Raw genomic sequence first — 26,412 nt, 5'->3', positions numbered from 1 at the left:
GAACCGAACACATCAAACCACAAATCCCCCCAGCCGTCACCATCAGAATCAAACAAAGAACACCAAAACAAGAACATCAAACAAGGTGAGCGCTTGATGCAGACCCCCACCTCTCTCGCCGCCGAGCTACGGCTCCCCACCAACGGGCTCGACTACGCGATCCTGGCGATCTACTTCGTGGTCGTCCTCGGCATCGGCCTGGCCGCCCGCAGATCGGTGAAGACGAGCCTCGACTTCTTCCTCTCCGGGCGCTCCCTGCCCGCCTGGATCACCGGTCTCGCCTTCATCTCGGCCAACCTGGCCGCCACCGAGATCCTCGGCATGGCCGCCAACAGCGCCCAGTACGGCGCCTACACCGTCCACTGGTACTGGATCGGCGCCATCCCCGCCATGGTCTTCCTCGGCCTGGTGATGATGCCCTTCTACTACGGCTCGAAAGTGCGCTCGGTCCCCGAGTTCCTGCTGCTGCGCTTCGACAAGGCCGCACACCTGCTGAGTTCGATCCTGTTCGCCTTCGCCGCGATCCTGATCGCGGGCGTGAACCTGTACGCCCTCGCGATCGTCGTCGAGGCGCTGCTGGGCTGGCCGCAGTGGGTGGCGATCGTCGTCGCCGGTGCCTTCGTGCTCGCGTACATCACCCTCGGCGGGCTGTCGTCGGCGATCTACAACGAAGTACTCCAGTTCTTCGTGATCCTCGCGGCCCTCATCCCGATCTCCTACCTCGGCCTGAAGAAGGTCGGCGGCTGGGACGGGCTGACCCACAAGCTCGACGCGGCCCACGGCCACAACTTCACCACCGCGTGGGGCGGTACCGGCATCGGCAGCGTCAACCCGCTCGGCGCGAACTGGCTGACCATCGTCCTCGGCCTCGGCTTCGTGCTGTCCTTCGGCTACTGGACGACCAACTTCGCCGAGGTGCAGCGCGCGCTCTCCGCGAAGAACCTGTCCGCGGCCCAGCGCACCCCGCTGATCGCCGCGTACCCGAAGGTCTTCATCGTGTTCCTGGTGATGATCCCGGGGCTGGTCGCCGCGGCGCTCGTCCCGAAGATCGGCACCAGCGGCTCGGACCTCCAGTACAACGACGCGATCCCGTACCTGATGGAACAGCTGCTGCCCAACGGCGTCCTCGGCATCGCGGTCACCGGGCTCCTCGCCGCCTTCATGGCCGGCATGGCGGCCAACGTGTCGTCCTTCAACACCGTGTTCACCAACGACATCTGGGCCAAGTACGTGGTGAAGGACCGCGAGGACGAGTACTACGTGCGCTTCGGCCGCCTGATCACGGTGATCGGCGTAGCGGCTTCAGTGGGCACAGCCTTCCTGGCCTCCTCCTTCTCGAACATCATGAGCTACCTCCAGACGCTGTTCTCCTTCTTCAACGTGCCGATGTTCGTCGTCTTCATCGTCGGCATGTTCTGGAAGAAGGCCACCCCGAAGTCCGGCTTCTGGGGCCTGCTCGCGGGCACGGTCACCGCGATGGTGAACTACTTCTGGATCTACAAGCAGGGGATCATCTCCATCCCCTCCGACCAGGGCGCCAACTTCGTCTCCGCGATCGCCGGGTTCGTCGCCGGTGCGGTGGTCATGTTCGCGGTGTCCCTGTTCACCCAGCCGAAGTCGGCCGAACAGCTCCAGGGCCTCGTCTACGGCACGACCAGCCCCGGCATGACCGAGGCGCCGGCCGCCGGTGACGACGCGTGGTACCGCCGGCCCGCCCTGCTCGGCTGGGGCGCGGTGATCCTGGCCGCCCTCTGCTACATCCCGTTCTCGTTCTAGTCGCGGGAGGATTGAGAGACCATGTCTGAACACTCCGGACACTCAGAGCACGACGTCCAGCGCGAGGTCAGTGAACTGGAGGGCAAGTCGACGACCGCGTCCCGCCTGTTCGATCTGCGGCTGATCATCGGCGGGCTGTTCGTCGTCTACGGCGTGATCGTCACGATCGCCGGGATCAGTCCCTCGCAGGCGACGCTGGACAAGGCCGAGGGCGTCAACATCAACCTGTGGACCGGGATCGCGATGTTGCTGCTCGGCATCTTCTTCCTGGGCTGGCTGAAGCTGCGACCGGTACCTCCGGTGGAGGTGGCGGAGGTCGCGGAGGAGGAAGAGGGGGCTTAGGTCGGCTGCCGGGTGCGGGTGGACTGTGGCTGGTCGCGCAGTTCCCCGCGCCCCTTGAGGCAACCGTGCTGGCGGTGTTGGCCAGTGGGCCCACCTTGGTCGCGCCCACGCGGCGGAGCCGCACATGTCACAGCCCCGCGCCCTGCCTCCGGCGGGTTCGACGGAGAAGGAAGAGGGGGCCTAGACCGTCTGCCGAGTGCGGGTACGCCGTGGCTGGTCGCGCAGTTCCCCGCGCCCCTAGGGCATCCGGGCTCGCCGTGTTGGTCAGTGGGCCTACCCTGGTCGCGCCCACGCGGCGGAGCCGCACATGTCACAGCCCCGCGCCCCTAGGGCATCCGGGCTCGCCGTGTTGGCCAGTGGGCCCGACGCGCGACCCTTAAGGCAACCGTGCTGGCGGTGTTGGTCAGTGGGCCCGGCCCGCGCCCCCTTTAGGTGTCCGAGCTCGCCGAGTTGTGTAGGGGGCCTGCCCTGTCCAGCAGGCCTGTCCTCGCCGCCAGTGCTGCTGCCTCCAGCCGCGACCCCACCCCCAGCTTCATCAGTACCCGCTGCACATGCGTCCGGGCCGTTGACGGAGCGATGCCCATGCCGGCCGCGATCAGGCGGGTGTCCTCGCCGTCTGCTACCCGGACCAGGACCTCCACCTCTCTCGGCGTGAGCATCTGGAGCAGGCGTTGGCCCTCGTCGTCCGGTTGGGCTGCTGGGTTGAGGAGTTCGCTGAAGGCTCCCTGGAGGAGCTGCGGGGCTACGGCCGCCTCGCCCGCCCTTGCCTTCATGATGGCGCGCTCCACGCCCTCGATGCGCTCGTCGTGGCGGACGTAGCCGGACGCGCCCGCGGCGAAGGCCGCCGCTATGCCTCGGGGGCTCGGGACCGGGCCCAGGACCAGGACCGCCACCTGTGGGCGCTCGCGCTTGATCTTCACCACCGGGTCGAAGATGCCCGGTTCGGCCGGTGTGGCCGTGCCGATCAGGCACACCTCGGGGGCGCGGGTGATCACCAGCTCCGCCGCGCCCGCCGCCGGTGCCGCCGCCGCCAGCACCCGGTGTCCCCGCAGTTTCAGTGCCGAGGCCAACGCCTCGGCGAGCAACCGGTGGTCGTCGACCACCATCAGCCGCACTCCCATCGAGCAACCCCCCAGTCCCCCCAATGGATGCCCACTATGGATGCCCACCGGTCCCCAAGAACAGAGGGCCCCCAGCACCCCCGTTCTTCATGCCCCCGGAAGCTACACGCTTGTTCGACGTTGCGCTGCCCCTACTGGAGAGAAGTGCCCCGGATCGACTGACTTTTTCGCATTCCTGGCATTCGGGAGTGATGGGGGTGGTGGGGATGGTGGGGGTCGTGATGGGGGGGGTGGTTCAGCTGCCCGTGCCGAACGCGATCGCCAGGTCCTTGTCGTCGGTGGACGACGACGAGGGCTTGTCCGCGTAGACCGCCGACATGTAGAGGTGGCCGTCCCCGTAGAGGATCTCCGCGTAGTCCGGGAGGAAGGTGGTCTCCGCCCCCCGTACCGACTCCGTGCTCGGGTTCTCCAGCAGCTTGGTCTCCTTGAAGGAGGTGCCGTCGATGCTGACGATCTGGCCGCCCTTGTCGTAGGGCGGGGACTTGTAGGCGATGAGGTTGCTGCCGTCCATGCGCAGCGGGGTGATCGTGTAACCGTCGCCCGCGTCCGCGCGCTGGCCGGTCTGCTTGCCGGTGCCGAGGTCGAAGGCGACGATCTCGTTGGTCTGGCTGTAGGAGTCGCCGGACCCGTCGTGCTCCTCGGTCGGCACGTACAACCGGTCGTTGCCCACGGCCAGTTCGGTGCAGTACTCGACGCGCGTGATGCCGTCGCAGCGGGCCGCGTACTGCTTGCCCGGCGCCAGGATGTGCGAGCGCAGGGCACCGGTCTTGTTGTCGATGGAGAAGAAGTCCGAGATGCCGCTGCCGTCGCCCGCGCTGTCGCCGACGTCGGCCGCGACGACCAGCGGGTCGGTCGACACGATGCTCGCGTACTCGATGCCCTGGGCCATCTTGTAGTCCGAGATCACCTTCCCGGAGACCGGGTCGATGGTCTGGATGTGGAGGGTGGGCGAGTCGTACGTTCCGCACCGGCGCACCGCGACCAGCTTGGTGCCGCCGCCGTAGCCGGCGTCGTAGCAGTCGGTGGCCTTCGGGCTCCACAGGACCTTGCCGGTGGAGATGTCGAAGGCGGCGCCGCCGTCGGTGCTGCCCACGGCGACGGTGTTCGCGCTGACGGTGACGTTCTCGAAACTGATCGGCTGGTCACCGGAGTTGGCGGTCTTCGTCCACAGCTTGGTGCCGGTGTTCAGGTCGATCGCGGCGATCTGGCTGCACCCGTGCGAGGGCTTGTCCTTGGTCGGCATGGCGGGCTCGTAGAGGATGGCCGTCCTGCCGTCGGTGGTGGTGTGCTTCGTCGCCTGGCAGACCGGGCCCGGGAGCTTGATCGTCCACTGCTTCGCGCCCGTGTCGCGGTTGTAGCCGACGACCTCGGCGCTGCCGCTCTTCGCGTACACCTTGTCGGTGAGCCAGGAGCCGGAGGTCACCATGGTGTCGCTGACCTTGGGCATCGGGACCTCGAAGAGGACCTTGGACGCGGTGTCGGCGGGCACCTTCTCCTTGCCGCCGGACGTCGTGCCGCCCTTGTCGTTCGTGCCGCCCGTGGTGCCGCTGGAGCTCGCGGTGTCCTTCTTGTCGTCGTCCTTCTTGCCGGACGACGACGAGTACCAGATCCCGCCGCCGACGATCAGCGCGATCGCCACGACAGCGGCGGTGATGATCACCGCGGGCGCCCCGAACTTCCGCCCGCCGCCGCCCGGTTGGCCCGGCTGCGGGTGCAGCGGCATGGTCGGCTGCCCTGGGTAGCCGTAACCGGGCTGCTGGCCATAGGGGTTGGGCTGCTGCCCGTACGGCTGCTGCGGTTGCTGCTGGGCGTACGGGTTCGGCTGCTGGCCCGGGTAGCCGTAGCCGGGCGGGGCCTGCGGGGGTCCCTGGGGCGGCTGCGGGGTCTGGGGCTGCTGGGGTGCCTGGGGGTAGCCGTAGACCGGCTGTTGGGGCGGAGGGGCCTGCGGGTAGCCGTAGCCCGGCGGGGTGCCCGGCGGGGTCTGCGGGGGCTGCTGTGGGGGCTGGTCCTGGGGTGGGCCGAAGCCGCCCTGCTGCGGGGGCTGGTTCGGCGGGGGCGGTGGGGGCTGGGTCATGACGAGTACCTCGGGGAGGACGGCGGGGCGGGGAGAAGTCGGGGTCTCACTTGCCGTACGCGAGCATCAACTTCTCCTTCGTGTCGTCATTGCCGTTGAGCCGGGTCGACGAGATGTAGAAGCGCCCGTCGACGTAGTCGATGTCCCGCGAGAAGAAGCTGGACTCGATCTGCGCGGTGCCCTCCGGCATCTGCAACAGCTTCGTCGTCGCGTGGGAGGAGCCCGCCGTGGGGACGGAAACGACCTGGCCGCCCGCGCCGTAGGACGCCTCGACGTACGCGATGAGCTTGCCGCCCTCGACCTTGATCGGGACCGTCGACACGGACGCGGGCGACTTCACGCGCCACTTCTCCTTGCCGGTGGCCAGGTCGATCGCCACGATCTGGTTGGCGCCGGTCGTCGCGGCCGTCGGGAGATACAGGGTGGTCGCGTCGACCGCGACGCCCTGGCAGCCCTGGAGGTCGCTGTCGAGGAACGACGAACCGCAGGAGGGCGCGAAGGTCGCCTTGGAGTCGACCTGCGAGCGGACCGAACCGTCGCTCTTCAGCGTCGAGATGTTCCAGTGCTTGTCGTCCGAGTCGGTCATGTAGAGGACGACCGGGTCCACGGAGTACACGTGGGACACCGTCCAGCCCTTGGGGATCGACTTGGTCCACCTGGCCTTGCCGGTCGCCGGGTCCAGCTCCTGCACCTCGTCGTGCTCGGTGGAGGAACCCGCCCCGCAGGACGAGACCGAGATCAGCCGGGCGCCGCCCGCGAACCCGCCCGGGAAGCAGGCCGCGCCGTACTTCTTCTTCTCATACAGCTTCTTGCCGGTGTCCACGTCGTAGGCGATCCCGGACTGCGAGCGGCCCACCATCAGCGTCTTGCCGGTGACGGACAGCGCGACGGAGATCGCGCTGTCGAAGAGGTCGCCGTCCGGGACGACCGCCGTCCAGCCCTTCGCCCCGGTGTTCAGGTCGAGCTGCTGGAGCTGGTTGCACTTGGCGTTGTCGCTGACACCGCTCTCGTACGCCACGACGATCTTGCCGTCGGCCGACTTCTCCGCGGTGACCGCGCAGATCTTCTGCGGGAAGGTGACCGCGGGCCAGGTCGGGTCGCCGTTCCCGACGTCGTAGGCGACGACCTCCTTGTACGCCGCCTTCACCGCGGTCTTGCCGGTGATCCACATGCCGGGGGCGTCGGCGCCGGAACCGGGCGCGTCCGGCGCCTCCTTGTACCAGAGCACCTTCGCCTCGCCGGACTTGCGGCCCTCGTTGAGGTCCTCGGCGTCCTTGCCGCCGTCGCCGCTGCCGTCACCGGGGTTGGCGGGGTCGTCGACCGTACCGCTGGCGGACGGCTTGGGGCTGTCGCTCCGCTCCGCCACCGGCTTCTTGTCGTCACCGCCGCTCGTGACCGCCCACACCGTGCCGCCGACGACCAACAGCCCTGCCACGGCCGCCGCGATCACCAGCGCGGGCTTCCCCTTGAAGGGGTTCCGGGAGCCGCCACCGGGGGGCGGCGGGGTGAACTGGGGCGAGGGCGGCGGGTATCCGTACCCGCCGTAGGGCGGCTGCTGACCGTACGGACCCGGCTGCTGCGGCTGACCGTAGGGGCCGGGTTGCGGTTGCTGCTGCGGCTGTTGCGGATAGCCGTAGGGGCCGGACTGTTGTGGTTGCTGCTGCGGATAGCCGTAGCCGGGCGTCGGTGGAACAGGAGCCCCGAAGCCGCCGGCCGGTGGCTGTGGCGGTTGGTCCGGCGGCGCTCCGTAACCACCGGACGGCGGCTGTTCGGGCGGCTGAGTCATCAGCGGCTCCCCCTCGTTCACTGATTTTTAGCCACGCCCCGGGGTTCGCGAAAGATCCGGAGGCGCGTTCAAGCAGGTCTCAGACGGCCCTTTCTATCACTGAGCTGTCCATGAGGAACGGGCCGGTTCACCCCTGTTCCCAAGGGAGGACCGGCCCGTGATGACCCCGTTATGCGTGGCGGGCCTGGGGGGTGTCCCCCCGGAAAACACAGCACGCAACCTTCACGCGTCCTCCGCGAGTTCCAGCCACCGCATCTCCAGCTCGTCCCGCTCACCGCTCAAGTCCCGCAGCTGGGCGTCCAGTTCGGCCACCTTCGCGAAGTCCGTCGCGTTGTCGGCGATCTGGGTGTGCAGCTTGGCCTCCTTCTCGGAGACCTTGTCCAACTGCCGCTCGATCTTCTGGAGTTCCTTCTTCGCGGCCCGCTGGTCGGCGGCGCTCACGGCGGGTGCGGCCTTCTCCACGACGGGGACGGCGGCCGCGGCCACTTCCTCCATACGGTGGCGCCGCTCCAGGTACTCGTCGATGCCGCGCGGGAGCATCCGCAGGGTCGCGTCGCCGAGGAGGGCGTACACCTTGTCGGTGGTGCGCTCGACGAAGAACCGGTCGTGGGAGATCACGATCATCGACCCGGGCCAGCCGTCGAGGACGTCCTCCAGCTGGGTCAGGGTCTCGATGTCGAGGTCGTTCGTGGGCTCGTCGAGGAAGAGGACGTTGGGCTCGTCCATCAGCAGCCGGAGGAGTTGCAGCCTGCGCCGCTCACCACCCGACAGGTCCCCGACCGGCGTCCACTGCTTCTCCTTGTTGAAGCCGAACGTCTCGCACAGCTGCCCGGCGGTCATCTCCCGCCCCTTGCCGAGATCGACGCGCTCCCGCACCTGCTGCACGGCCTCCAACACCCGCAGCGTGGGCTTGAGTTCGGCCACCTCCTGCGAGAGGTAGGCGAGCTTCACCGTCTTTCCCACGACGACCTTGCCGGCCGCGGGCTGCGTGTCGCCGTCGCTGCGGGCGGCCTCGGCCATGGCGCGCAGCAGGGAGGTCTTGCCGGCGCCGTTGACCCCGACCAGGCCGACGCGGTCGCCCGGGCCGAGGTGCCAGGTGATGTGCTTCAGAAGGACTTTGGGCCCGGCCTGGACGGTCACGTCCTCCAGGTCGAAGACCGTACGGCCCAGCCGCGAGGAGGCGAACTTCATCAGCTCGCTGGTGTCGCGCGGCGGCGGCACGTCCGCGATCAGTTCGTTGGCGGCCTCGACGCGGAAGCGCGGCTTCGACGTACGGGCGGGGGCGCCGCGGCGCAGCCAGGCCAGCTCCTTGCGGACCAGGTTCTGCCGCTTGGTCTCCTCGGTGGCGGCGATGCGCTCGCGCTCGGCGCGGGCGAAGACGTAGTCGGTGTAGCCGCCCTCGTACTCGAAGACGTCGCCCTTCTGCACGTCCCACATCTGCGTGCAGACCTGGTCCAGGAACCACCGGTCGTGGGTCACGCAGACGAGCGCGGACCGGCGCTCGCGCAGGTGCTGGGCGAGCCAGGCGATGCCCTCGACGTCGAGGTGGTTCGTGGGCTCGTCGAGGACGACCAGGTCCTGGTCCTCGATGAGCAGCTTGGCGAGTGCGATACGGCGGCGCTCGCCGCCGGAGAGCGGGCCGATGACGGTGTCGAGTCCCTGCGGGAAGCCCGGCATGTCCAGGCCGCCGAAGAGTCCGGTGAGGACGTCGCGGATCTTGGCGTTGCCCGCCCACTCGTGGTCGGCCATGTCCCGGATGACCTCGTGGCGGACGGTCGCCTCCGGGTCGAGGGAGTCGTGCTGCGTGAGGACGCCGAGGCGGAGCCCACCGGAGTGGGTGACGCGTCCGGTGTCGGACTCCTCCAGCTTGGCGAGCATCCGGATCAGGGTGGTCTTGCCGTCTCCGTTGCGGCCCACGACCCCGATCCGGTCCCCTTCGGAGACACCGAGCGAGACGCCGTCGAGCAGGGCACGGGTGCCGTACACCTTGCTGACGTTCTCGACATTGACCAGGTTGACGGCCATTTCTCTCCTGACAGGGGGGACGGTCAGCCTCCCAGAGTAATGCGCGGGGGGAGGCTGACGATCCGTGCAGGTCAGGGGGTGCCGTCGTTCGGCTGCGGGGCCGTTGTGGCTGGTCGCGCCTGCGCGGCGGAGCCGCACGTCGATACAGCGCCGCGCACGGGCGGATGCCTGTCAGGCGACGTTGAGGGCCCGGCGCGCGTGACCGATCAGGTTCTGGGCGTCGGTGCCGAAGACGGCGGACTCTCGCAGGGTGCACCAGGTGCGCAGGTAGAGCGCGATCGAGTCGGCATCGTCGATCCACAGCTCAGCGTGCCAGACCTCGACCATGACGAGACGCTCGTCGTGCACCCAGAAGCCTCCGGTCGGCGGGATCTTCAGCGAGGCCGTGAAGGGGACGATCCCCAGCCGGACCGTGTCCGGGCCGATCAGCCCGGAGAGGCGGTCGAGCTGGGCGGCCAGCACCGAGGGCGGGCAGATCAACGTCCGAAGGGCGGTCTCACCGATCAGGATCTCGAACCGCCGGTGGGCATCGTAGAGAAGCTCTTGCCGCTTCAGCCGGGCGCGTACGGCCGCCTCGGTGTCCCGGGGGTGCCTCTATGTTCTTCGTCAAGGGTGTGGGCAGCATCGGCCCGGGGTTCGATCTTCTCCGTGGGGCATGAGACTGTCTGGTCGTGCCAGAGATGATGGGTGGGTTGGAGGCGGCCTTGGCTGAGGCGTCGTCTCTTTCGTGGACGCAACGTGTTCGTGCCGGGCGTGGCCTTGCTTCCTTCACTGATGTCCCTGAGGCTGCCGAAGCGCTGGTGGGGCTGCTTCTCGACGTCGAGGACACGGCGGTGGCTCGACAGACGGCAGAGGCCCTGGCCCGGGTGGGGACGGTGGGCGCCATAAGGCTCATCGCTTTCGCGGTTGCAGAGGCTGACGACAACCAGGCCGACTGGCTGCAGACCGGTATATATGACGCGCTTGCGGGACCGGACGTCGCAGCGGCCTGCGGAAAGCTCGCCCTGGACCCGGAAGAAGCTGTCCGTCGGGGTGCCGCAGATATCTCGGCGTGGACAGACGGCACAAGGTGTTGATCTGAATCAACCTGCCTGTGGGCTGGTTCATGTAGCCGTCGTATGAGGGTGGCGGGGTTCGTAGAAAGTGCCGTCGCGGAGCATCGCGAAGAGCACGCTGATCCGCTGTCGGGCGAGGCGGAGAAGTGCCTGCGTGTGTGTCTTTCCGCGGGCTCGGCAGCGGTCGTAGTAGGTGCGGGAGGCGGGGTCATGCAGGGCGGCGAACGCGGAGAGGAACATCGCGCGTTTGAGTTGCCGGTTGCCGCCTCTGGGGGCGTGTTCGCCGTGGATGGAGGTTCCCGATGACTTGGTGGTCGGGGCGAGGCCGGCGTAGGAGGCGAGGTGGGCGGCGGTGGGGAAGCTGGTGCCGTCGCCGACGGTGACCAGCAGTACTGCGGCGGTCCTGACCGCGACCCCCGGCATCGAGGTCAGGACCTTGGAAAGAGGGTGGTCCTCCAGCAGGGCTTTGATCTGGGTTTCCAGGGCCCGGCGCTGTTCATGGACGGCCGCGAGGGAGCGGGCCAGGGACGGGATCACGACGTCGAGGGTGCCGGTCCCGGGGACGACGACGGTCTGCTCGTCGAGCGCGTCGAAGACGTCGTCGATCAACCGGGTGGCCATGCGCGGGGCCTTGGGCCGGATCACCTCGACCAGCTTGCGGCGTCCGGCTTTTCGCAGGGCGGCCGGAGATCCGTGGCGTTCCAGCAGCCAGGTCACGGCCGGGTGGTCCAGGCGGGGCCCGAGGACGCGCTCCAGGCTGGGGTGGAACTGGGTGAGCAGGCCGCGGATCCGGTTGGAGGTGCGGGTGGCCTCGGCCGCGAGGTCCTGGTCGAAGCCGGTCAGGACGGTCAGTTCGGCGGTGATCTCGTCGGTCAGTTCCAGCGAGCGGAGGGTGTGCGGCATCGTCCGGGCCGCGTCGGCGATCACTGCGGCGTCCTTGGCGTCGGTCTTCGCCTCGCCCGGATACAGGTCGGCGATCCGCCGCATCGCGAGTCCGGGCAGGTAGGCGACCTTGCAGCCTGCGTCCCGGGCGACCGCGAGCGGGAGGGCGCCGATGGAGGCGGGCTGGTCCACGATCACCAGCACGGTGCCGAACTTCGCGGTCAGCTTGTCGAAGACGGCCCGCAGTTGCGGCTCGCTGTTGGGCAGCTGCTTGTCGAGGACCTTCTTCCCGGTCGGGGTGAGTCCGTGGCCGTGGTGAGCACTCTTGCCGACGTCCAGGCCGAGGAACACGCCCACGTCTTCGGTGTCGAACATCGCGCCTTCCAGGGGAGTCGAACGGGCCGGCCTCGGCGGTGGTGTCGTACGCGCGCATCCACGTTATGCAGACCTGTCGCCCGCGAGCTGTCCGGCATTGCGCCGGACCGGGTGGTGGCCGGGCCTCTGATCAGCGTCTCCGACGGCACCTCCCGGGCCCGGTGACACCACCCCCCAGGTCATCTGTTCGACAGGGGGGAACAGTCATGCCGGGCCCGGAGGCCAGCGGCCCTCTTGCAGGACCGCCAAGAAGATAACGGGGGAACGCCGAAGCTCTGTGTACCGGTTGAAGACGTGTCGGGCATAGTCGGCGGTCTGCAAGATGCCTGGCAGCGTGGCCGACTTGAAGCCGTGCACGACGGCTGAGCGCTCGTACTCGGCGGCGATCGTCTGCTGGACCGGCTGATGGCCGCCGGAGAGCTGACGCCGCCAAGAGCGGATGTGGGACTCGAACCCTCTGAGCCGGGCCAGGAGTTCGCCGTACGCGTCGGGCCGGCCGGTCGCGTCGGCCCACGCCCGCAGATCTTCGGGGGTGGCGGTCTGTCTGCCGTTCTCCAGCTTCGAGATCTTGGGCTGTGGCCAACCGAGGAGCTGTGCGAGGCGGGTACCGGTGAGACGGCCGTCGGGCGCGGACATGCGCAGCTCCCGCAGGCGCACTCCGAGCGCCTCGCGTGCCTGTTGGTAATCCGTCGTCACCGGTACCCGGACCGCCCTTCTAGCTGGTGGCTGCCGCGAGCCGCTGGAACGGGACGGCGTGGTGCCAGGCAGCGTCACGGAGCATCGCGTACCTGATCACCTCGGCCGGTTCGGTAATCAGCTCGACGTCGGTGAGTTCGTCGGCCTCCGTGAAGTTGAGCCGGGCGACCAAGCGCGAGTCGAAGATCCAGAAGTCTCCGTCGAAGCCTCCGGGACACCGGATCGCCTTGACGACGATCCGGCTACCTCTGCCCCGCTACGCGGGAGCGGGCACTCACCCCGGCCCTGAGGGACCGGGCACCTTGCCCGGAAAGATTGGTGGAGATGACGCGAAGAGAAGGAGGTGGCGCGAAGAGCGCCTCGGGCACCCGCTGTGGGGAGTGCCTCAGGCACCCGCCCCGCGCAGCCTCTGCCGCGGGACCAGGGCCGACGCGGGCGCCAACCCCCGCCCGCCGGACGCCTGTTGCTGCTCCCCCACCGGCATGTCGTCGCGCATCAGGCCCTCCGGGATGAGCACCGCGGCCGTGACCCCGCCGCTCGACGAGTGCCGTACCTCCACCCGCAGGCCCTGCCTCTCACACAGCCGGTTGACCACGAACAGGCCGATCTGCTTGGCGTCGAGGAGGTCGACCTTCGCGGACCGGATCTTGCGGTTGGCGTCCGCCATCGCGTCGTCCTTCATGCCGAAGCCGCTGTCCTCGACCTCGATGAGGACGCCCTCCCGCATCCGGGCCGCGCGCAGCTGCACCTGGGTGCTGGGCGGTGAGAAGGCGGTCGCATTCTCGACGAGTTCGGCGAGCAGATGGATCACGTCGGCGACGGAACCGCCGGTCAGCGACACCTTCGGTACGGCCCAGATCTGCACGCGGGCCGAGTTCTCGATCTCGGCGACGGCCGCGCGCAGGATGTCGGACAGCGGGATCGGGTCCCGCCAGCCGCGGCCGGGTGCGATCCCGGACAGGATCAGCAGGCTCTCGGAGTGCCGGCGCATGCGCGTGGCCAGGTAGTCGACGCGGTACAGCTCCTGGAGTTCGGCCGGGTCGCGCTGCCTGCGCACCATCGCGTCGAGGAGGTCCAGCTGACGGTGGAGCAGCACCTGGCTGCGGCGGGCCAGGCTGACGTAGACCCCGGAGATCCCGCTGAGGAGTTCGGCGCGCTCGGAGGCGGCCTTGAGGGCGGCGCGCTGGACGGCGGTGAGGGCGGTGCCGACCTGGGCCAGTTCGTCTCCGGCGAGGCGGCGCATGGGGGCCTCGGCGTCGATGTCGACGCCCTGGCCCGCGTGCAGCCTGCGCATGGCCTGCGGGAGGCGGCGGCCGGCGACTTCGAGGGCGGAGTTGCGCAGGTCGAGGAGCTCGACGATGAGGCCGCGGCCGACCAGCACGGAGACGAGCAGCGACAGCAGCACACCGACGAGGCCGAGCACGACGGCGACCCCGGAGGCACCGAGCGTGTCCCAGCCGAACGGGTCGGCGGCGGCCGTGGCTCCCGTACCGGCCTCGGTCTCGGCCGTACCGAGCCCTTTGAGGACTCCGCCCACGGTGGCGTCCCAGCCCTTGAGGAAGCCGGCGGACGCGGCCGAGGTGCCGGGGCCCGCGCTGCCGACCCGGTTCTCGACCGCCTGGAGCTCGGTGTACTCGCTGCCGTCGAGGACCTTGCGGTACGCCGTCCGGTGCTCGGCCCTGAGGTCGCCGACCGCGGGGGCGAGCAGCTCGCGCTGGATGGCGACGGCGCCGACGAACAGCGTGTACTGCTCCTTCGTCAGCTCGCCCCCGGCGCGGGCGGCGCCGAGCAGCGCCTGCTCGCGGGCGACGGCCTCACGGGCCCGGGACAGTTCGAGCACCACGCGGGCCTCGGAGGCGTCGGCGGCGGTCTTGTCGCCGGTGAGCGCACCGGTGACGGAGAAGCCGTGCTCGACGATCGCCGAGTAACCGCTGTACGTGGCGGTCGGCTTGGCGCCCTTGGCGGTGGCCTGGGCGCGCAGCGCCGCGAGGCCGGCGGCGTCGGACTCCAGTCTGTCGATCCGGCCCGGCAGCGTGGAGTCGATGAGCGCCGCGTCGGAGCTGGACGCGTTGACACCGTCGAGCAGCGCGGCGGCGGCCCTGTCGGTCGCCTTCGTGGCGCTCGTGAAGGCGCCCGGCGCGTCCGCGTGACGCAGGGCGGCGGTCCGCTCACCCTGCACCGCCGCGACGAACTCGGCGACGGGGGTGAGGAGTTCGGAGTTGACGTCCTTGGCGGTCTCGGTGGCCGCGATGCTCGACGCGGTGGTGACCGCGGCGAAGCCCCACAGGGCCATCAGGGACACGACGGGCAGCATCAGCAGGGCGACGATCTTCGCGCGGACCGATCTGGGGCGCAGCCGGGCGGGCATGCGGAGGACACGCATGGGGACCTCGTTCAAGGGGAGTGCGGGGGGGTGCAGGGCGGGTGCAGGGCGGGGTTCGTACGGCGGCCGCGGCCCGGAGCGCCGGGAGGGCGCAGCCGTGCGGAGAGAGCCGAAGTCGCCTCGGACCACGCGGAGTTCGGCCTCGCGCGGCGATTCGGCGCCCGGCCCGGGCCCCGGGGAGTCGGGGGCCGGTGCCGCGTGGAGAGCGGAGAGCGGAGAGCGGAGAACCGATGCCGGCTCGGACCGTGGTCGGACCGTGGCGAGTTCGACGTCCTGCCCCGACTCGGCCGCCTGGGCGGGCCGTTGGGACAGGGACCGCCGAAGTCGGTTCAGACCGTGGCGAGTTCGACCTCGCGCAGCAGCTCCGCCGCGAAGGCCGACTCGTGACGCTTGCCGGTCGGGGACAGGGCGACGTACGCGGACGCCAGGAAGAGGAACGAGCCGAGCACGACCGCGAGCGGGAAGATGAACTCCGTCGCGGTGGCGCCGGACAGGGCTGTGCCACTGGGTGCGAGGGCGACGCTCACGGCGTACATCCCGGTGTAGTGCATGCTGCTGACCGCGAGCCCCATGACGAGGGCGGCGAGGGTGGCCAGGGCCGGGCCGCGCACGATCAGGGTGAGGGTGAGCGCGGCGGTCGCGGCGACGACGGCGATCGCGACGGAGGCGATGACGAGCCGGGGGTCGTAGTCGATCGTGCCGTGCAGGTCGAGGGCGGCCATGCCGGTGTAGTGCATGGCGGCGACACCGAGGCCGGTGCCGATACCGCCGAAGGCGACCGAGGTGACGCGGGAGCGGCCGTAGCCGGCGGTGAAGACGCCCGCGGCGACCACGCCGATGGACATCAGCAGGCTGAGGACGGTGAGCGGGACGTCGTAGCGGATGGGGGTGCCTTCGACGCTGAAGCCGAGCATCGCCACGAAGTGCATGGTCCAGATGCCGGAGCCGATGGCGACGGAGGCGAGGGTCAGCCAGTTCCGTTTGGAGGCGCCGTCCGCCTCAAGTGCCCTTACGGTGCAGCGCAGTCCGAGCGCGGCGCCGACGCAGGCCATCGCGTAGGACAGGACCGGGGTGACCCAGCCGGCGCTGAAGTGATCCATGTGGCCCATGGGGAGGTTCCTCTCGGGCGTGGCGCGGCGAGACCGCGCGCGCAGGGAGTACCGCCGGTAACGAGGACCGGGGGTTGGCTGATCATGCCAGCCGCACCTGCGAGACATACGCCACGAAAGGGGCCATGGGGTCGATTGGTGAACATTAAATCAATGTGGTCTCGATAACACCGCACATGCGCATTTTCGCAGTTCAGGAGGGGTTTTCGTGGCCCTCGCGTGAAGGTCGGTCCATCACGGTCGCCCCCAGCGCCGGGCCCGTCGCCGTACGGACCGTCCGGCAGGTCCCGGAGGCCGTCAGCGCTTCCGCCACCTCGGCCGCCGAACCGGGGTCACGGACGAGGAACGCCGTCGTCGGGCCCGAACCGGAGACCAGCGCGGCCAGCGCGCCCGCGGTGCGGCCCGCGGCGAGGGTGGCGGCCAGCTCCGGGAAGAGCGAAAGGGCGGCGGGCTGAAGGTCGTTGGAGACGGCGGCGGCGAGCGCGTCCGGGTCGCCCTTCGCGAGCGCGTCGAGAAGTGGCTGCGAGGCGACCGGCTCGGGGATGTCGGTGCCCTCGCCCAGCCGGTCGAACTCCCGGAAGACGGCGGGGGTCGACAGCCCCCGCTCGGCCATCGCGAACACCCAGTGGAAGGTGCCCCCGGTCTCCAGGACGGTCAGCTTCTCGCCGCGCCCGATGCCGAGCGCCGCCCCGCCGACCAGGCTGAACGGCACGTCACTGCCCAACTCGGCGCAGATCTCCAGCAGTTCGGCCCGCGAGGCACCGGTACCCCACAACGCGTCGCACGCCACCAGCGCGCCCGCGCCGTCCGCACTGCCGCCCGCCATGCCGCCGGCGACCGGGATGTCCTTGGCGATGTGGAGGTGCACGGCGGGATCACGTCCGTACCGCTCCGCGAGCGCTACGGCCGCCCGCGCCGCCAAGTTCGTTCCGTCCAGGGGGACTTGGGCCGCGTCCGGGCCCACGCAGGTGACGCGGAGTTCGTCGGCGGGGGTCACGGTGACCTCGTCGTACAGGCCGACCGCGAGGAAGACGTTGGCCAGGTCGTGGAAGCCGTCGGGGCGCGCGGCACCCACCGCGAGCTGGACGTTGACCTTGGCGGGGACGCGGACCGTCACGCTCACTTACTCGGACTCCTTGTGCTCAGCCTTGTGTTCGGCGATGCGCGCGAACTCCTCGACCGTCAACGACTCCCCGCGCGCCTGCGGCGACACCCCGGCCGCGACGATGGCCGCCTCGGCGGCGGGAGCCGACCCCGCCCAGCCCGCGAGCGCCGCCCGCAGGGTCTTGCGGCGCTGCGCGAAGGCCGCGTCGACCACGGCGAAGACCTCGCGACGGGTGGCGGTGGTCTTCGGCGGCTCGGGCCTGCGCCTGAGTGCCACGAGGCCGCTGTCCACGTTCGGCGCGGGCCAGAAGACCGTACGGCCGATGGAACCGGCCCGCTTGACCTCGGCGTACCAGTTCGCCTTCACGGACGGGACGCCGTACACCTTCGAACCGGGCGGCGCGGCCAGCCGGTCGGCGACCTCCGCCTGAACCATCACCAGCGTGCGCTCGATGCTGGGGAAGTGCTCCAGCATGTGCAGCAGGACCGGTACGGCCACGTTGTACGGGAGGTTGGCGACCAGCGCGGTCGGGGGCGGGCCCGGCAGCTCGGTCACCTGCATGGCGTCCGAGTGCACCAGCGCGAAGCGCTCGGCCCGCTCGGGCATGCGGGCGGTCACCGTCGCCGGCAGTGCGCTCGCGAGGGTGTCGTCGATCTCCACGGCGGTGACGCGGTCGGCGACTTCGAGCAGCGCGAGTGTGAGTGAGCCGAGGCCGGGGCCCACCTCCACGACCACGTCGTCGGGGCGGACGTCCGCGGTGCGGACGATGCGGCGGACCGTGTTCGCGTCGATCACGAAGTTCTGGCCGCGCTGTTTTGTGGGGCGGACGCCGAGGGCTGCCGCCAGTTCGCGGACTTCGGCTGGGCCCAGGAGGGCGTCGGGGTTGCTGCTCACGGAACCTAGGTTACGGGCCCCATTTCGTCTGCTGCGCCGTCGTGGCTGGTCGCGCCCACGCGGCGGAGCCGCAAATTGACACAGCCCCGCGCCCCTGGGGGCTGGGGGCTGGCGCCCCCAGCCCCTGTCCCTCAGCCGTGAAGCCTCGTTCCGCAGTGTGGCCATGGGCTCGACCCGCGCCGTACATACAGCCTCTTCGCTCGGAAGGTCTGTTCGTCCGCGCTGGCGTCCTGGGGGCGGCCGCTGCCGCCCAGGCTGTGCCAGGTGTGGGTGTCGAACTGGTAGAGGCCGCCGTAGGTGCCGGACGGGTCCACCGCGCCGGGGCGGCCGCCGGACTCGCAGGTCGCGAGGCCGTGCCAGTTGAGCTGGTCGGCGCCCTGTACCGAGGTGGGCATGGGCTTCGTGCCGACCTTCACCAGTTGGGAGCGGGGTTCGCGGACCAGCTGGTCGTCGATCCGGCGGGGCTTCTCCTTGACGCCGTTGACCGTGCGGAGCGCGTAGGTGACGCGGCGCAGGCCGGGCTGGCCCGCCCGCTCGACGACCTCGGTGCCCTTGAAGAGGGTGGGGTCGTCGGTGCGTTCCACCTTGAAGGGGATCGCCTCCTCGCGGACCTCCCGCGTGCCGGTGACGCGGAGGACCGTGATCGTCTGGCCGTCGCGCGGGAAGCTGGTGGGCGGGACCGAGGTGGTGTCCTCGCCGTGGAGGCCGATGCCGGCTTCCTGGACCGCCTCGCCGACCGTCGCCGCGTTGGTGCGGATCGTGCGGGCACGGCCGTCGGCCATGATCGTGACGGTGCGTTCGGTGCGGACGTCGAGGGCGAGTCCGGCGCGGCCGATGGGCTGGGAGCGCGAGGTGGAGACGTAGGCACCCTCGGCCCGTACGCCGAGTTGTTCGAGCGCGCCGTCGACCGTGCGTGCCGTGGTCCACACCTCGCGCCGGTGGCCGTCGATGGTCAGGCGCACGGGGCGGCCGTAGCGCACCGCGACCTCGTCGCCGCTGGTGAGGGGCGCGTCGCGGCCGGGGGCCACCACGTCGTGCGCGCCGACGTCGACGCCCTGCTGGGCGAGGAGTTCGGTGACGTCGTCGGCGAAGGTGTGCAGGGTGCGCGGCTTGCCGTCGACGCTCAGCTCGATCGCCTTGTCCTTGGCGACGAACGCGGTGGTGCCGCCGGCGAGGAACGCGACGACCAGCGCCTGCGGCACCAGCCGGCGCATCGCGGAGCCGGAGTCCGAGCGCTCGGCTCTTCGCCGCCGCCCGTGCCGCGCCGCCGGTCCGCTCTGCGGCTCCGCGGTGCCCGCCTGGCGCGGGAACACCGGTTCGTACGCCTCGTAGGCGGGGCGGTACGTGTCCTCGTACACCTCGGTGGGCCCGTCGGTGTACGCGTCGGCGCGCACACCGCGGTCGTACGTCTCGTAGGTCTCGTAGTTGCTCACTCCGACACGCTCCAGAAGGCCACGGGGGTCCGGATCGGGCCAACAGAACCTAGCGGAGTGACCGTCACTCTCCAAAGCGGCACGGCTACCCAGAGTTGTGTTCGATGAGGCCCAGAAGCGTCGCGGGGACTCTCAATAGCCGAACGCCCGGGCCGTGTTCGCCGCCAGTGCCGTCGCCAGCGCGTCCTCCTCGATGCCCCGTACGGCCGCCATCGCGCGCACCGTGACCGGAATGAGATAGGGCGCGTTAGGCCGTCCGCGGTACGGGGCCGGGGTCAGGAAGGGGGCGTCGGTCTCCACGAGGACCAGGTCGAGGGGGGCCACGGCGAGCGCGTCCCGCAGGTTCTGGGCGTTCTTGAAGGTGACGGTGCCGGCGAAGGACATGAAGTACCCGGCGCGGGCGCAGAGTTCGGCCATCTCGGCGTCGCCGGAGTAGCAGTGGAAGACGGTCCGCTCGGGGGCGCCCTCCTCCTTGAGGACCCGGAGGACGTCGGCGTGGGCGTCGCGGTCGTGGATGACCAGGGCCTTGCCGTGCCGCTTGGCGATCTCGATGTGGGCGCGGAACGACTTCTCCTGGGCCGCCTTGCCCTCGGGCCCGGTGCGGAAGTAGTCGAGGCCGGTCTCGCCGACGCCCTTGACCTGCGGGAGTCCGGCGAGGCGGTCGATCTCCGCGAGGGCTTCCTCCAGGGCCGCCTCACCGCCGGGTACGCGCGCTCCCTGCCGGGACCAGCCGTCGGGGTCGCCGTGGACGATGCGCGGGGCTTCGTTCGGGTGCAGGGCGACCGTCGCGTGGACGGCGTCGTGGCGGGCGGCCGTCTCGGCGGCCCAGCGGGAGCCCTTGAGGTCGCAGCCGACCTGGACGAGCGTCGTGACGCCGACCGACGCGGCCTTGGCGAGCGCCTCGTCCACCGTGCCGGACTGCATGTCGAGGTGGGTGTGGGAGTCGGCGACGGCCACCCGGAGGGGTGCCGGGAGCGGCGGCGCCGCGTTCTTCTCGCCGCCGCGTCCGCTGTCGCTGTCTCTGGAGGAAGGCATGCCCCGATCCTACGAAAGGGGCATGCCCGCCCGGTCGTCGGAGCCGGTCAGCTCGCCTTGCGGTGGAACGGGTGCAGGAGGTCGGACAGGTGCCAGTGGTGTTCCTCGCGCTCCGGCAGCGGGGTCACGGCGGCGTCGCCGTCCTCCGCGACCGTGGCGTCCGCCGCCGCTGCCGACCGGGGCCGCGGCGCCTGGTACTGCCGCTGCGCGGCCTCCCGTACCGACGACACCTGGCCCGCGCGCATGATGCGCACGACATGCCCGTCGCAGTTGAGGCAGGCGGGCCGGCTGAGCGGTGACGGCACGACCTGACCCTCCGCCACGTACATCACGAACTGGTGGCCGTCGGTGTCGACGTGGTGCTCTATCTCGTACGACTGCTCCCAGCCGTGCCCGCACCGCATGCAGGCGAAGGAGTACGACTCGTTGACCACTGCCGTGGCACCGCCACGGAGGCCGGTCTGCCCTGCGATCTCACTCATGCCAGCTCCTGCTTGCTTTCCGCTGGACAAGCGCCCCCGGCGAGGGGATTCCCCCCGGAATCCCGTTGGAGGCGAGGGACGGGTGCGTCCCTTCATCCAGTGGACGCCTCCGGCAGGGCGAATGCATCAGTCCTGTCGACTGTTGGAGGCGATTTGGACTTTCCTTGTCGAATCGCCCTGTCCAGCCGGTCCGGGCTTTGCATTGCGTGACCGCGCTTTGCCCCGCCATGGGGCGCGCGCTCATCGGAACAGCGCCCCGCTCAGAGGAACCTTTCCCGCAGGTCAGAGCCGTTTTTGCGCAAGCTCAGAGGGGTTTTTGCGCAGACTTCGCCGCGACCACGGCATCGAACACCTCGCGCTTGGGAACGCCTGCCTCGACGGCCACGGCGGCGATCGCCTCTTTACGCCGCTCCCCCGCCTCCTCGCGCACCCGCACCCGCCGTACCAGCTCGTCGGCGCCGAGCTCCTCGGCCTTCTCGGGGGCGCCCTCGACGACGACGGTGATCTCCCCTCTGACCCCCTCCGCGGCCCACTCGGCCAGCTCGCCGACGGGGCCGCGCTTGATCTCCTCGTACGTCTTCGTCAGCTCGCGGCAGACGGCGGCCCGCCGCTCGGCGCCGAACACCTCGGCCATCGCGGCGAGGGTGTCGTCGAGCCGGTGCGGGGCCTCGAAGTAGACGAGGGTCCGCCGCTCCCCGGCGACCTCCCGCAGCCGCGACAGCCGCTCGCCGGCCTTCCGCGGCAGGAACCCCTCGAAGCAGAACCGGTCCACCGGCAGCCCCGACAGCGCGAGCGCGGTGAGCACGGCGGACGGTCCCGGTACGGCGGTGACCTTGATGTCCTTCTCCACGGCGGCGGCGACCAGCCGGTACCCCGGGTCGGACACGGACGGCATCCCGGCATCGGTCACCAGCAGCACGCGCGAACCGCCGAGCAGCGCCTCGACCAACTCCGGTGTCCGCGCCGCCTCGTTGCCCTCGAAGTACGACACGACGCGCCCCTTGGGCTGCACCCCGAGCGCCTGGGTCAGCCGCCGCAGCCGCCGGGTGTCCTCGGCGGCGACCACGTCGGCACCCGCCAACTCCTCGGCGAGGCGCGGCGGGGCGTCCGCGATGTCGCCGATGGGGGTGCCGGCAAGGACCAGAGTTCCGGGAGCAACTGTCACGTTTCCATCCTCTCAGGGGAGAGAGGCGGGACTCACACAGACCTGTTCCCTACGATGGCGCGGTGACCAGTACCGCGTCCTCCACGGACACCCGGCAAGGGCAGGCCCCGCACGAGCAGCGGCCGTCGTGGCAGCAGCGGCTGCGCCGATTCGGCTATTCGGCGGGGCCCAGAAGCGACGTACGCGACCGGCTGGTGCCGCCGTACGCGGAGCCCAGCCCACGGCTGTGGGCGGCGCTCGGCTTCTCGCCGACGCTCGTCGACCGCATCAACCGCTGGTCGGGCTGGGGCGGTCCGCTGCTGGTCACGCTCATGGCGGGCGTGATGCGCTTCTACCACCTGGGCAGCCCGAAGGCGGTGATATTCGACGAGACGTACTACGCGAAGGACGCGTGGGCGCTGGTCCACCGCGGCTTCGAGGTCAACTGGGACAAGAACGCCAACGACCTGATCCTCCAGAACAACGGCCACATCCCCATCCCGTCGTCCGCGGCCTACGTCGTGCACCCGCCGGTCGGCAAGTACGTCATCGGCATCGGTGAGCTGATCTTCGGCTTCAACCCCTTCGGCTGGCGCTTCATGACGGCGCTGCTGGGCACGCTCGCGATCCTGATGCTGTGCCGCATCGGCCGCCGTCTGTTCCGCTCCACGTTCCTGGGCTGCGTCGCGGGCGTCATGATGTCGCTCGACGGCCTGGCCTTCGTGATGGCCCGCACCTCGCTGCTCGACGGCGTGCTGATGTTCTTCGTGGTGGCCGCGTTCGGCTGCCTGCTCCTGGACAGGGACAGGGCCCGGGCGAAACTCGCGGCAGCACTACCGGTCGACGCGGACGGCCGGGTCCGCCCCGACGCGCACACTGCGGACACCCTGTTCCTCGGCCTGCGCCCCTGGCGCTGGATGGCGTGCCTGCTGCTCGGCCTCGCCATCGGCACCAAGTGGAACGGCCTCTTCTACGCCATCGCCTTCACGTTGATGACGCTGCTGTGGGACGTCGGCTCCCGCAAGGTCGCGGGCGCCAGCCGCCCGTACGTCGCGGCCCTGAGGTACGACCTGTTCCTCGTCGTGATCATGGTCCCGGTCGCGATCTCGGTCTACCTCCTGTCCTGGCTCGGCTGGATCCTCTCCCCCGCCAACGGCACCGGCGGCTACTTCCGCAACTGGGCGGCGACCGACGGCAAGGGCGGCTTCTGGAGCCACTACATGCCGGACTGGGCGCGCAGCCTGTGGCACTACGAGCACGAGGTCTACGAGTTCAACGTCGGCCTGCACTCCCCGCACACGTACATGTCCAACCCCTGGAGCTGGCTCGTCGACGGCCGCCCGGTCTCCTACTTCTACGAGTCCCCGTCCCCCGGCGCGGACGGCTGCCCGGCGAGCGCGGGCGAGAAGTGCGCCCGAGAGGTCCTGGCCATCGGCACCCCGCTCCTCTGGTGGGCGGCCTGCTTCGCGCTCCTGTACGTCCTGTGGCGCTGGGCGTTCCGCCGCGACTGGCGAGCGGGCGCGATCGCCTGCGGCGTGGCCGCCGGCTACCTCCCCTGGTTCATGTACCAGGACCGCACGATCTTCTTCTTCTACTCCATCGTCTTCCTCCCGTTCCTCTGCCTCGCGGTCGCCATGCTGATCGGCGCGGTCATCGGCCCACCGGGGTCCAGCGACACCCGCCGGGTCGCGGGAGCGGTCGGAGCGGGCGTGCTGGTCCTGCTGGTCACGTGGAACTTCATTTATTTCTGGCCGCTGTACACGGGGACGGCGATCCCCATCGACCAGTGGCGGTCGCGGATGTGGTTGGACACCTGGGTGTAGCTGGGCAGTTGTGCGGCGGCAGGGACCGGCCGCCGTCAGTCCTGATGGACCTCGTCGTCGGCCGGCCCGCCCTCCAGTTCGTCCATGCCGGGGCCGCCGTACAGCTTGTCCTTGCCGCCGTCGAATCTGCCGCCGTTGGGTTTGTCGCCGTCGAGCAGGTCGTCGCCGCTGTTGCCGTACATGACGTCGTCGCCGACGCCGCCGTACAGCAGGTCGTCGCCGGGGCCGCCGTAGAGCGTGTCGTCGCCCTGGTCCCCGTACAGGCCCTGGTGGCCCGGGCCGCCGTGGAGGACGTCGTCGCCGGGGCCACCCGTTCCGCCGCCCTCGCCGTCGACGTAGATCGTGTCGTCGCCCTTGCCGCCCACGGCCTGGGCTCCCCCGCTCACCCTGAGGGTGTCGTCGCCGTTGTCGCCGTAGACGGCCTGGGCCTCGTGCGCGGTGCCGGTCCAGGTGTCCTTGCCGGCGCCCAGGTGGACCAGGTTGTAGCCCCAGGTGCGGGCGGCGCGGTTGTGCAGGACGGCGGAGTCGTCGGCGTCGCCGAGGTTCAGCTGGAACGTGGGGTACGGGTCCATCGCCATCTCCTCGATCGCGATCGTGCAGGCGACCTCGGTGCGGTCCCCGGCGTCGGGGTAGGCGCAGCCGTGCTTCGACGCGTTGATCGGGACCACGTCGTCGATCAGGTAGGTGAGGACCATTCCGTCGCCGTCCGACGTCTCGGTGACGGTCACGTGGTTGGCCTGGTGGCGGGCGGCCGTGTAGACGACCTTGTCGCCCACCACGGCCGTGGCCGGCGGCCCCTTGTAGGGCGCGGGTCCCGAGGTCATCGCGATCCGCACCGCGACTCCCAGAGCCAGCACCAGAGTTACCACCACCGCGACCCGCACCACCCGGTGCCCGCCGAATCGGGAGAACATCGCGCAACCTCCGTGCGCCGGGGTGTCGGACCCGGCACCACGACCGACCCTCGACCCCCACCCCCGGTTGCCCGATATCCCCCACCGTTCGCCGTACGTTCACATACGTGGCCCACCCGGCGGTGTGATTCAGGCAGCTGATCTCTGTTAGGACAACAAAAGGCAACACCCCTCACAGCTTTCCCCCACGCCACCTACAGTTCGAAGGACTGATAACGGGGAGGGACAGGGGCATGCGCAAGGGGGTAAAGGCCACCGTCATCGGCAGTGTGTTCGCCGTGATGGTGGGCGGGGCGGGGTACGGGGCGTTCAACGTCGTGTCCGCGCTGGGAGGTTCGGACGGCGTGGCCGGGGTCGGTGGGGCCACGGCCAAGAAGACCGGGCCGCCCAGCGGCAGTGAGGTCAAGGAGACGACGAAGAAGTTCTTCGCGGCCTGGGAGAGCGGGGAGTCGGTGACCGCCGCGTCGTACACGAACAACGACGCCGCAGCCGACACCGTGCTGGAGTCCTACGGCGGGGCCGGTCACATCACGAAGGTGAAGATCACGCCCGGTACGACGACCGGCGCCACCGTGCCGTTCACGGTGCGGGCGACGGTGTCGTACGAGGGCATCAGCAAGCCGCTCACCTACAGGAGCCAACTGACCGTCGTACGGGGGAAGACGACCGGGCGCGCCCTCGTCGACTGGCAACCGTCCGTCATCCACCCGGAGTTGAAGGCCGGCGACACCTTCGTCACCGGGGAGTCCGCGAGTCCGGCGATCGAGGCCGTGGACCGTGACGGGGCCGTGCTGACGAAGGAGAAGTATCCGTCGCTGGGGCCGATACTCGACGAGTTGCGCGACAAGTACGGTGACAAGGCGGGCGGTACGCCCGGTATCGAGCTGTCGATCAAGCACGACCTCGCGGAGTCGGCCGACACCACGCTGGTGACCCTGGAGAAGGGCAAGGCCGGCAAGGTGCGCACGACACTCAGGGCGAGCGCGCAGGCCGCCGCCGAGAAGGCCGTGACGAAGTACTCGGAGTCGTCGATCGTGGCCCTGCAACCCAGCACCGGGCAGGTGTTGGCGATCGCCAACAACCGCAACGACGGCTTCAACGCCGCGTTCCTGGGGCAGTTGGCGCCCGGCTCGACGATGAAGATCATCAGTGCCGCCACGCTCATCGACAACGGGATCACGACGATGAACGGCCCGGCGCCCTGCACGCCCGACGCGGTCTGGCAGAGCCAGACCTTCCACAACCTGACGGGCCTCAAGCCGGACTTGGGCGCGACGCTCGCCGACAGCTTCGCCCGCTCCTGCAACACGGCGTTCGTGAAGTTCGCCGACTCGGTCAAGGTGGACTCGCTGACCAGGGAGGCCGAGGACCGCTTCGGGCTCGGCCGGGACAACTGGAAGACCGGCATCCCGTCCTTCGACGGCTCGGTCCCCGCGTCCGGCGGCCCGGACACCGCGGCCAACCTGATCGGCCAGGGCCAGGTGCAGATGAGCCCGCTGAACATGGCGTCGGTGACGGCGACCGCGAAGACGGGCACGTTCCGCCAGCCGGTGCTCGTCGCGCAGAGCCTCGACGACCGCCAACTGGCCACCGCCCGGGGCCTGTCGGCGAGTACGTCGTCCCAACTGCGGGCGATGATGTACCGCACCGCGACCAGCGGCACCGCGGCGGGCATCATGTCCGGGCTCGGGCCGAACATCGGCGCGAAGACGGGGTCCGCCGAGGTCGACGGGCAGTCGAAGTCCAACAGTTGGTTCACCGGCTACCGGGGCGATGTCGCGGCGGCCGCGATGACCCAGGACGGCGGCCACGGCATCGACGCCGCGGGCCCGATCGTCCGGGCGGTACTGGCGGCGGGTGGCTGAAGTCACGCCGTGAGACGGGAACTCACCCCCACAGCACGGGACTCTAAGGTGTGCGTGGTCGTTGGGGTGTGTGAGGGCTGAGGGCCGATATCG

At 70.1% G+C, this 26,412-nt stretch carries 19 protein-coding genes and 3 pseudogenes; 5 read left to right on the top strand and 17 right to left on the bottom strand.

What is annotated here, in order from left to right; translation table 11 throughout:
* Positions 1 to 96 precede the first annotated feature (96 nt).
* Both OG714_RS29735 and OG714_RS29730 read left to right on the top strand, forming a co-directional pair.
* Positions 97 to 1,776 carry a sodium:solute symporter family protein gene (locus OG714_RS29735; protein ID WP_406125549.1) on the top strand — a complete coding sequence of 560 codons (1,680 nt, stop codon included), beginning with the start codon at positions 97 to 99 and terminating at the stop codon, positions 1,774 to 1,776.
* A 21-nt stretch (positions 1,777 to 1,797) separates the two neighbouring features.
* Positions 1,798 to 2,118: a hypothetical protein gene (locus OG714_RS29730; RefSeq protein ID WP_406125547.1), complete on the top strand. Its 321-nt coding sequence runs from the start codon at positions 1,798 to 1,800 to the stop codon at positions 2,116 to 2,118.
* Between the two features lie 428 nt (positions 2,119 to 2,546).
* Here the strand turns inward: OG714_RS29730 and OG714_RS29725 are convergent, their stop codons facing one another.
* The 5 genes and pseudogenes from OG714_RS29725 to OG714_RS29705 all read right to left on the bottom strand — a co-directional run.
* Positions 2,547 to 3,239 carry a LuxR C-terminal-related transcriptional regulator gene (locus OG714_RS29725; RefSeq protein ID WP_406125546.1) on the bottom strand — a complete coding sequence of 231 codons (693 nt, stop codon included), beginning with the start codon at positions 3,237 to 3,239 and terminating at the stop codon, positions 2,547 to 2,549.
* 235 nt (positions 3,240 to 3,474) lie between these two features.
* Positions 3,475 to 5,313 carry a PQQ-binding-like beta-propeller repeat protein gene (locus OG714_RS29720; RefSeq protein WP_406125545.1) on the bottom strand — a complete coding sequence of 613 codons (1,839 nt, stop codon included), beginning with the start codon at positions 5,311 to 5,313 and terminating at the stop codon, positions 3,475 to 3,477.
* 46 nt (positions 5,314 to 5,359) lie between these two features.
* Positions 5,360 to 7,099, bottom strand: a complete 1,740-nt coding sequence (locus tag OG714_RS29715) for a PQQ-binding-like beta-propeller repeat protein (protein ID WP_406125543.1) — start codon at positions 7,097 to 7,099, stop codon at positions 5,360 to 5,362.
* Between the two features lie 222 nt (positions 7,100 to 7,321).
* Positions 7,322 to 9,124 (bottom strand): ABC-F family ATP-binding cassette domain-containing protein, encoded by a 1,803-nt coding sequence (locus tag OG714_RS29710; protein WP_406125541.1) that lies wholly within the window; start codon positions 9,122 to 9,124, stop codon positions 7,322 to 7,324.
* 171 nt (positions 9,125 to 9,295) lie between these two features.
* A pseudogene (locus tag OG714_RS29705) lies at positions 9,296 to 9,718 on the bottom strand (Scr1 family TA system antitoxin-like transcriptional regulator); the annotation flags it as partial.
* Between the two features lie 86 nt (positions 9,719 to 9,804).
* Between OG714_RS29705 and OG714_RS29700 the strand changes: the two are divergent.
* Complete coding sequence (locus OG714_RS29700; RefSeq protein ID WP_406131684.1) at positions 9,805 to 10,200, top strand: hypothetical protein; 396 nt, start codon at positions 9,805 to 9,807, stop codon at positions 10,198 to 10,200.
* A 27-nt stretch (positions 10,201 to 10,227) separates the two neighbouring features.
* Here the strand turns inward: OG714_RS29700 and OG714_RS29695 are convergent, their stop codons facing one another.
* The 11 genes and pseudogenes from OG714_RS29695 to rsmI form a co-directional block, all read right to left on the bottom strand.
* Positions 10,228 to 11,436, bottom strand: a complete 1,209-nt coding sequence (locus OG714_RS29695) for an IS110 family transposase (RefSeq protein ID WP_406117882.1) — start codon at positions 11,434 to 11,436, stop codon at positions 10,228 to 10,230.
* Positions 11,437 to 11,694: 258 nt separating this feature from the next.
* Positions 11,695 to 12,132: pseudogene (locus OG714_RS29690) on the bottom strand (helix-turn-helix domain-containing protein); the annotation flags it as partial.
* 19 nt (positions 12,133 to 12,151) lie between these two features.
* Positions 12,152 to 12,328: pseudogene (locus tag OG714_RS29685) on the bottom strand (DUF6879 family protein); the annotation flags it as partial.
* A 189-nt stretch (positions 12,329 to 12,517) separates the two neighbouring features.
* Positions 12,518 to 14,515 carry a nitrate- and nitrite sensing domain-containing protein gene (locus OG714_RS29680; protein ID WP_406125540.1) on the bottom strand — a complete coding sequence of 666 codons (1,998 nt, stop codon included), beginning with the start codon at positions 14,513 to 14,515 and terminating at the stop codon, positions 12,518 to 12,520.
* 329 nt (positions 14,516 to 14,844) lie between these two features.
* Positions 14,845 to 15,624 carry an MHYT domain-containing protein gene (locus OG714_RS29675; protein WP_406125538.1) on the bottom strand — a complete coding sequence of 260 codons (780 nt, stop codon included), beginning with the start codon at positions 15,622 to 15,624 and terminating at the stop codon, positions 14,845 to 14,847.
* 193 nt (positions 15,625 to 15,817) lie between these two features.
* Positions 15,818 to 16,747, bottom strand: a complete 930-nt coding sequence (locus tag OG714_RS29670; protein WP_406125536.1) for a 4-(cytidine 5'-diphospho)-2-C-methyl-D-erythritol kinase — start codon at positions 16,745 to 16,747, stop codon at positions 15,818 to 15,820.
* A complete protein-coding gene (rsmA, locus tag OG714_RS29665) occupies positions 16,748 to 17,623 on the bottom strand; it encodes a 16S rRNA (adenine(1518)-N(6)/adenine(1519)-N(6))-dimethyltransferase RsmA (RefSeq protein ID WP_406125534.1) in 876 nt (291 codons plus the stop codon).
* 131 nt (positions 17,624 to 17,754) lie between these two features.
* Complete coding sequence (locus OG714_RS29660; RefSeq protein ID WP_406125532.1) at positions 17,755 to 19,056, bottom strand: ubiquitin-like domain-containing protein; 1,302 nt, start codon at positions 19,054 to 19,056, stop codon at positions 17,755 to 17,757.
* A gap of 132 nt (positions 19,057 to 19,188) precedes the next feature.
* Positions 19,189 to 20,091 (bottom strand): TatD family hydrolase, encoded by a 903-nt coding sequence (locus tag OG714_RS29655; protein ID WP_406125530.1) that lies wholly within the window; start codon positions 20,089 to 20,091, stop codon positions 19,189 to 19,191.
* A 47-nt stretch (positions 20,092 to 20,138) separates the two neighbouring features.
* Positions 20,139 to 20,573, bottom strand: a complete 435-nt coding sequence (locus OG714_RS29650; protein WP_406125528.1) for a hypothetical protein — start codon at positions 20,571 to 20,573, stop codon at positions 20,139 to 20,141.
* A gap of 304 nt (positions 20,574 to 20,877) precedes the next feature.
* Positions 20,878 to 21,738, bottom strand: a complete 861-nt coding sequence (rsmI, locus tag OG714_RS29645; protein ID WP_327403427.1) for a 16S rRNA (cytidine(1402)-2'-O)-methyltransferase — start codon at positions 21,736 to 21,738, stop codon at positions 20,878 to 20,880.
* 62 nt (positions 21,739 to 21,800) lie between these two features.
* On the opposite strand from rsmI, the gene OG714_RS29640 reads away from it, so the two are divergent.
* Positions 21,801 to 23,540, top strand: a complete 1,740-nt coding sequence (locus OG714_RS29640) for a dolichyl-phosphate-mannose--protein mannosyltransferase (RefSeq protein WP_406125526.1) — start codon at positions 21,801 to 21,803, stop codon at positions 23,538 to 23,540.
* Between the two features lie 35 nt (positions 23,541 to 23,575).
* On the opposite strand, the gene OG714_RS29635 is transcribed toward OG714_RS29640, so the two are convergent.
* Positions 23,576 to 24,454 carry a calcium-binding protein gene (locus tag OG714_RS29635; RefSeq protein WP_406125524.1) on the bottom strand — a complete coding sequence of 293 codons (879 nt, stop codon included), beginning with the start codon at positions 24,452 to 24,454 and terminating at the stop codon, positions 23,576 to 23,578.
* Positions 24,455 to 24,687: 233 nt separating this feature from the next.
* On the opposite strand from OG714_RS29635, the gene OG714_RS29630 reads away from it, so the two are divergent.
* Entirely contained in the window at positions 24,688 to 26,319 is a 1,632-nt protein-coding gene (locus OG714_RS29630; protein WP_406125522.1) for a penicillin-binding transpeptidase domain-containing protein, read from the top strand.
* Positions 26,320 to 26,412: the final 93 nt, after the last annotated feature.

The sequence above is a fragment of the Streptomyces sp. NBC_00989 genome, assembly GCF_045162655.1.
Taxonomy (GTDB): domain Bacteria; phylum Actinomycetota; class Actinomycetes; order Streptomycetales; family Streptomycetaceae; genus Streptomyces.
The sequence above is the reverse complement of the archived record's forward strand: the minus strand, read 5'-3'. Positions and strand labels throughout refer to the sequence as shown.

Excerpts from the sequence above, each read along its gene's own strand:
- OG714_RS29735 (WP_406125549.1), top strand. The coding sequence starts at position 97 with ATGCAGACCCCCACCTCTCTCGCCGCCGAGCTACGGCTCCCCACCAAC.
- OG714_RS29730 (WP_406125547.1), top strand. The coding sequence starts at position 1,798 with ATGTCTGAACACTCCGGACACTCAGAGCACGACGTCCAGCGCGAGGTC.
- OG714_RS29725 (WP_406125546.1), bottom strand. The coding sequence starts at position 3,239 with ATGGGAGTGCGGCTGATGGTGGTCGACGACCACCGGTTGCTCGCCGAG.
- OG714_RS29720 (WP_406125545.1), bottom strand. The coding sequence starts at position 5,313 with ATGACCCAGCCCCCACCGCCCCCGCCGAACCAGCCCCCGCAGCAGGGC.
- OG714_RS29715 (WP_406125543.1), bottom strand. The coding sequence starts at position 7,099 with ATGACTCAGCCGCCCGAACAGCCGCCGTCCGGTGGTTACGGAGCGCCG.
- OG714_RS29710 (WP_406125541.1), bottom strand. The coding sequence starts at position 9,124 with ATGGCCGTCAACCTGGTCAATGTCGAGAACGTCAGCAAGGTGTACGGC.
- OG714_RS29700 (WP_406131684.1), top strand. The coding sequence starts at position 9,805 with ATGATGGGTGGGTTGGAGGCGGCCTTGGCTGAGGCGTCGTCTCTTTCG.
- OG714_RS29695 (WP_406117882.1), bottom strand. The coding sequence starts at position 11,436 with ATGTTCGACACCGAAGACGTGGGCGTGTTCCTCGGCCTGGACGTCGGC.
- OG714_RS29680 (WP_406125540.1), bottom strand. The coding sequence starts at position 14,515 with ATGCGTGTCCTCCGCATGCCCGCCCGGCTGCGCCCCAGATCGGTCCGC.
- OG714_RS29675 (WP_406125538.1), bottom strand. The coding sequence starts at position 15,624 with ATGGGCCACATGGATCACTTCAGCGCCGGCTGGGTCACCCCGGTCCTG.
- OG714_RS29655 (WP_406125530.1), bottom strand. The coding sequence starts at position 20,091 with ATGCCTTCCTCCAGAGACAGCGACAGCGGACGCGGCGGCGAGAAGAAC.
- OG714_RS29650 (WP_406125528.1), bottom strand. The coding sequence starts at position 20,573 with ATGAGTGAGATCGCAGGGCAGACCGGCCTCCGTGGCGGTGCCACGGCA.
- OG714_RS29635 (WP_406125524.1), bottom strand. The coding sequence starts at position 24,454 with ATGTTCTCCCGATTCGGCGGGCACCGGGTGGTGCGGGTCGCGGTGGTG.
- OG714_RS29630 (WP_406125522.1), top strand. The coding sequence starts at position 24,688 with ATGCGCAAGGGGGTAAAGGCCACCGTCATCGGCAGTGTGTTCGCCGTG.